Here is a 6,502-nt window from a genome sequence, read left to right as displayed (position 1 = left end):
CTGAGCTTAGCTCCTTCTTTTTGAACCCAGTTAAAAATTGCTGTATGACTGGTTGAACTCTCTAAGATATTATCAATCTTATCTGCAGCTTTTCTATATGGCAGTTCTTTTACTAAATCCAGTGCTATTTCTTTTAAAGCAGGTGACTGCCTCTCATTAGCAGGAATATTCAAATACTGATCCAGCAGAAATCTAAACTTATCATTGGAATCTTGGTAGTATCTCCTTTTGATAGTCACTTCACCAAAAAGAGTATCAATAGTTCTTTTTTTGATATCTTTAAGTTTAAATTTATCTTTATCTCTGTTTTCCATGATAGCCTGATCAATTTCCTCTAAGATCTTTTTAAATCTTTCTCTAGCTTCTTTACATACAATTCTAAAAATTTCTTTCTCTACATCCTTGAAATTAGTGTTGTTTTGTAATATTCTTAAATCAAGTTCCAAGGGGCCTCACTCCTTTCTTTAATTTTTGTCCTTGTGAGGCTCCTTCTTTATTTATATTAAAATTCCTGCCTATTTATTCAAATCAATTCTTAAAACCCACTTTTATTTTACACTAACATTAACTGATAAACTGCCAATAAATTTTAGCTAAAACCATAACCCCTTGCTTTATTGAAAATTGATTTAATGATGCTGCTGAAATAATTAACTCATTACTTATTTCGCGACTGAAAAAGTTTCTATAATCAGGTAATAAAAGAGAATTTTTTTCAGCAAAGACTTTAAAATCATGCTGATTAATATTTTGATTCAACAATAATTTAAAATAAAACAAAGAAGAAATGTCCGCAGTCTCAATACCTCTAAAATGATCCTTAATTGCTTCTCTTAATAAAACTTTCCTGTTATTTAAACGCTGTCTTAAAAATTTAACTCTTTTTTCTAGATAGCCATTATCAATATAATAACTTAAAAGATTATTAACTAGATTTTCTCCTGCAGATAGATTTTTTTTATTTATAAAATCATCCAAAGAATATTTATTTAAAATTGAATTATTATCTAAAGAATTTAAATAATAATCATCTAAATAGACTAATCCTAATTTTAAACCAGGAAAAACTCTATTTGTTAATGCTTGAATTAGAATAATTTGATTATCATATTTAGATTCTAAAAGTTCTTTTATTTTTTCATTGTTTTGATAAAGAGCAAAATACTCTAAAATAATTACTTTAAACTTAAGCATTTGAGAAAGTTCCAGCAAAGATTTTATTTTAGAAAGACTCCAATTTAAAATGCTTTCCTCAATAGAATCATCACTTATTATTAAATAGTCAATGGTATTATTTTCAAGATAGTCCATTAAGCTATCATAATCTGCCGAACTAATATGAATATTTGCATTTGGAGTAGAAAAAGAAACTTTATTGGTTTTGCTATTAATACTATGATCTTGCAAAAATAATTTAGTAAATAAAGAATTGTCACTACCACTTGTAAATAATAATTCGTTGTTTTTCCCGACTAAAGTAAATAATATTTCTTCTAATTGGGCTTCCGAATTATAATAAAGTTTGCTTTTAGTCAAATTTTCATGTTTTGATTTTAAAAGATGAAAATAATTATTTTTTTTAGCTTCAACTTTTTTAAAACTCTCACCTTTAAAATCTGAATAAAAACGATCAAAAATCAAATCCCATGCATATTCTTCTAGAAATTCTTTTCCATGCTCTGGACCACTAAAATCAATAGTCTTTTGAGAAGATAGAGACGGCTTAGAAGTTAAAATTCTGAGTCTTTGATCATCACTGTTATTTTTGAGAGCAGCAGCAGGAGCAATATAGCTCCCACTACCCTCTTTTTTGTAAATTAAATTTTCAGCTGCCAGTAAATCATAAGCTTTAACCACAGTTTCTGCATTCACACTAAGCCGGGAAGCAAGTTTTCTTATTGATGGCATTTTAGTATCAGGTGTATATTTATCTGCCAAAATTTCTGCCCGTATTGCTTCATAAATTTGGGTATATAAATTTTCTCTGCCATCTCTTTCTAAATCAATATCAAACATTTGGCTTCCCTCCAGTATAGTTTTTATTATAAGTCTTAATTCTATTCAAAATTATATTTTTAACATTTAATTAAACAGTTTCATTTTTTCTTTTGAAAAACTTTATTCCTTCATGTCCCATTAAGAATATAGCTCCTGCTAAAATAATTCTGCCCCAGTCTGCTAGAGTAACACCAGCAAAGCCAAGGAAATTATTTATTGGTGAATAAATTATTAATAGAACCATTACAATTGAAATTAAAATAGAATATAACATTTTAGTGTTATTAAAGAAATTTTTATTAAAGATACTCTCATATTCATAGCGGCGGGACATAATATTTACCCACTGAGAAAAAGCAATTGTTAAGAAGGAAATAGTCGTACCACGCGCATAAAGCTGAGTTCCTTCTTTTACCACTTCTGATTGACCATTAATAAATAGATAAAAATTAGTAAAAGCCAAACCACCCATTAATAATGCTAAAAATATTATTTCACTAAAGCTCTTTTTATTTACTATATGCTCATCCTGATCTCTTGGTGGTGATTTCATTAAATGCTCTGAAGCTGGGTCAAAGGTCAGTGCTGTCAGAGGTAAAATTTCAGCTAAAAGATCAATAGAAAGTATCTGAATAGCTAAAATCGGGATTGGAGTCCCTAATAATGCTGCAGCTAAAAGGCCTAAAAGTACTATTGTTAATTCAGCTCCGTTTGTAGTCAGAGATGCAATTACAGTTTTTTTCAGATTATTATAAATTGTTCTTCCTTCTTTAATTGCATAAACTAAAGTTGGATAACTGTCATCAAGTAAAATCAATTCTGAAGCTTCTTTAGAAACATCTGTACCCATCTGTCCCATTGCAACTCCAATATGGGCACTCTTTAAAGCTGGAGCATCATTTACACCATCACCAGTTACAGCAACAATTTTTTGCTGTTCTTTTAAGTTCTTAACAATTCTTAATTTGTTTTCTGGTGAAACTCGAGAAAATATGAGTGATTCATTTTCTTCCATAGTCTGCCGCAATTCATCCTCGCTCATTGCTTCTAAATCTTCACTAGTAAATACAGGCACATCCTCATCATCAACCGATAAACTGATTTCTTTACCTACTGCTTGAGCAGTAATTGCATGATCACCAGTCATAATGTAAGTGTCTATATGAGCATCATGTGATTCCTGAATGGCTTCTTTAACTCCTTCTTTTGGGGGATCAATCATAGCAACAAGACCTAAGAATATAACATCTTTTTCTATTTCTTCTAAAACATAATCAGTTTCATCATCTTCTAGTTTACGATAAGCAATTGCCAAAACCCGCATTGCATTTTTCGAATATTTTTCATTTAATTTATTTAATCTTTCCTCATCTTCTTCAGTAATCTCTACAACTTCTCCATCTTTTAAAATATGTTTAGATACAGAAAGAACACTACCTAAAGCACCTTTCATCTTAAGATAATTGCCATCTTCAAACTCTCGAATTGAGCTCATTCTTTTGCGGTCAGAATCAAAGCTAAACTCGTGTAATTCTGGATTTTCTTCATCTTCAGTTGGTGAACGGGTACCCAGTTTAGTTGAAAGTGTGATTAATGCAGCTTCGGTTGGATCACCAATTGCGTACCAGCCCGGATGTTCTTCGTCAGGCTCATGAATTTCTGCATTAGAAGCCATAGTTGCAGCATCAAAAATAATTTCCATTTCTGAAATTTCTTCTTCAGTCAGCGGCTCACCGTCTTCACCTAAAAGCTGACCTTCAGGTTCATAACCAAGGCCTGTTACTTCATATTCTTTACCATCAAAATATACTTTTTTAACTGTCATCTCATTTTTGGTCAGAGTACCTGTTTTATCTGTGCAAATTACATTTGTTGAACCAAGAGTTTCGGCCGAAGAAAGTTTTTTAACCACTGCATTTTTTTCTGCCAAACGGTCAACTCCCTGAGAAAGGGCTACTGTTACCTGCATTGGTAAAGCCTGAGGCACAACAGCAACTGCTATCCCTAAAGCATAAATTAAAGCAAAATTTAAACCATAACCCTGATAGATACTCACTCCAAATAAGGCCAACGCAATAACAACTGCAAAAACAGCGATTTTATTGGCTACTGACTGCAGCTCAGACTGCAGGGGAGATTTTGATTTATCTTCTTCCTGAGTCATGGAAGCAATTTTACCCATTTCAGTTTCCATACCAGTTCTGACAACAACACCTTTTGCTGAACCTGAGGCAACTGTAGTTCCTAAATAAGCCATATTGTCTCTATCTGCCAGTGGTTTTTCTTCTTTTATTTTATTAGACTGTTTCTCCTGCGGCATCGATTCACCGGTAAGAGATACATCGTTTGTTCTCAAATTGAAGGCTTCAATAATTCTTAAATCGGCTGGGATTTTATCTCCTTCTTCCAGACTAACAATATCACCAACTACTAGCTCTTCTTGAGCAATTTCTCCAATCTGATCATCTCTAATTACTTTAGAAGGAGATTTAACTAATTTATTTAATGAATCCATGATTTTTTCAGCTTTATATTCCTGTCTAAATCCAATAACTGAGTTGATTACTGCAATAATAACCATAATTGTACCATCTCGATAACTTCCAATTGCAAATGACATTACTGCCGCTACTAAAAGTAAAATCACCAGTACATCTTTAAACTGTTCTAAGAAAATTTTAACTAGAGATTTATCTGCTTTAGCCTGCAGTACATTTTTGCCATTTTCTTCGAGTCGTTTTTTTGCTTCTGCAGCAGTCAAACCTTTTTCTGAAGTTTCCAGTTCAGCAAGAATTTCCTGCGCCTTTTGTCTATAAAACATTTTTTCTGCCATATGACCACCTCTTCATTGTATTATTTTAGTATTTAATAATAATAATAACATTTTTAAAAATAATTTAAAGTTCCTGTTTTACAGTAAATTTCTTAATTTATCTTAAAATTTTCAACTTGGAAATATTTTTCATGCTGCTCTTTATGACCGGTTTCTTTAGCCAATCTGTAAATTTTATGATTTAAGAATTTTTTATCTTCCTGCTCCAATACATTTTTATCAAAACCACCTAAAATATAATGACTAAAGTGCCAAACCTGTTCTTTAATATCTTTTGGACTCCCTTCTGCAATAATTACTAAAGCATCAATTATAGATCCTGCAACTGAAACATCTTGATTTCCATAATGGCTTAATTGATAAAAAGTTTTATATAGTAAGTCCCAAAAAGAAATATCCTCTAATATAAAACATAATTCGTCTTTCTCATTATAATAATAAGTATTTTCTAGATTAGCAACTGCAATTCTGGATAAAACCCAACCTAACTGATTGATACAAAAAATTGCAGTATTTGGATCATTTATACCTGGCGAAATTGCCCTTAAGGCTACTTCAGTTAATTTCAGCAGTCCAAATTCTATATCATTTTTTTTGCTTCTCTCATTATTAATTACTAAATTACCTAATATTTTATTTTGTATTTCTTCAAGCTCTTCTTCATTAAATACCTCAGAATTTTTGTTAAGCTGCCAGAATTTAAAAACAATTGTATTTTCTGTTACATAATCTCCAATCATTTTTTCAGCTCGAATAATAATATCATATTCATTTGCAAGTTGAGTAAGTTCAATATCATAAATGACCTGGATATAACCACTTTGTTTTGGATTAACCCCACAGAACTCTCGATCAAGTTTTTCTTTCAAATTATCAGGCGGGTCATTACGAATCTGGTCATTATTATTATTTCTTGCCTCTATTTTATCTACAATTTCTATTACTTCTTCTTTCAGACTCTCAATTAATAAATTTACTTGAACTGAATTTGCTGCATGATGAATAAAATAAACAAAGTAACCAAGGCAAACAATAGCTACGATTACACCTATCATAGCCGAAAAGATTATAGCTTCTCCGCTTCCCTGCATACTGTCATCAATAAATAATAATGTTAAGATTGAATATATAAACCCTGCAATAAAAATTCCTAAGACTTTTAAGGTTACCTTATTCTTTAGAAAATCCTGCATAGTTCTGGGAGAAAATTGAGATGAATACATTGTTAAAACAACCATAATAGTTGAAAAAGATACTGTAATCATCGCAAATAAGGATCCGGCAATTGTTGATAGAATAGTTTTTGATAAATCATAAGATGTAAAAAAGTATGATGGTAATATGTTAATTAAAGTATTAGTATATTGATATTCTATAAAAATAACTGCAATTGATAAAATTGTCGCAGATATAGCATAAATTGAAGGAATGAAATATATTTTATTTTCTATATTATGCAGAAATTTAAATTTCAAAATTTACACATCCTCTATTATTTTCTTTACTTTTCCCTCTACCATTTAATTTCAACATAATTCAAGAATATCCTTTTTATATAATCGATAAAATCAATTATTAAATTTTCATATATAAAGAACAAAATGGCCTAACGGCCACCCTACTATAGAAGTTAATTAATATTTCTTTAGTAGGGTTTTATCTTTCAAATGT

4 protein-coding genes are annotated in these 6,502 nt (G+C 30.6%); all 4 read right to left on the bottom strand.

Going from position 1 to position 6,502, the window contains the following annotated elements; all coding sequences use genetic code 11:
• Positions 1–446 (bottom strand): UPF0236 family transposase-like protein (locus tag CI949_RS14970; RefSeq protein WP_290767730.1); only part of this gene is annotated, 446 nt, incomplete at its 3' end.
• A gap of 118 nt (positions 447–564) precedes the next feature.
• A complete protein-coding gene (locus tag CI949_RS14965; RefSeq protein ID WP_290767728.1) occupies positions 565–2,016 on the bottom strand; it encodes a GntR family transcriptional regulator in 1,452 nt (483 codons plus the stop codon).
• Positions 2,017–2,086: 70 nt separating this feature from the next.
• Positions 2,087–4,831 carry a cation-transporting P-type ATPase gene (locus CI949_RS14960; protein WP_290767726.1) on the bottom strand — a complete coding sequence of 915 codons (2,745 nt, stop codon included), beginning with the start codon at positions 4,829–4,831 and terminating at the stop codon, positions 2,087–2,089.
• A 92-nt stretch (positions 4,832–4,923) separates the two neighbouring features.
• Positions 4,924–6,306: a DUF2254 domain-containing protein gene (locus CI949_RS14955; protein WP_290767723.1), complete on the bottom strand. Its 1,383-nt coding sequence runs from the start codon at positions 6,304–6,306 to the stop codon at positions 4,924–4,926.
• Positions 6,307–6,502: the final 196 nt, after the last annotated feature.

This window comes from Halanaerobium sp., assembly GCF_003070835.1.
The sequence above is the reverse complement of the archived record's forward strand: the minus strand, read 5'-3'. Positions and strand labels throughout refer to the sequence as shown.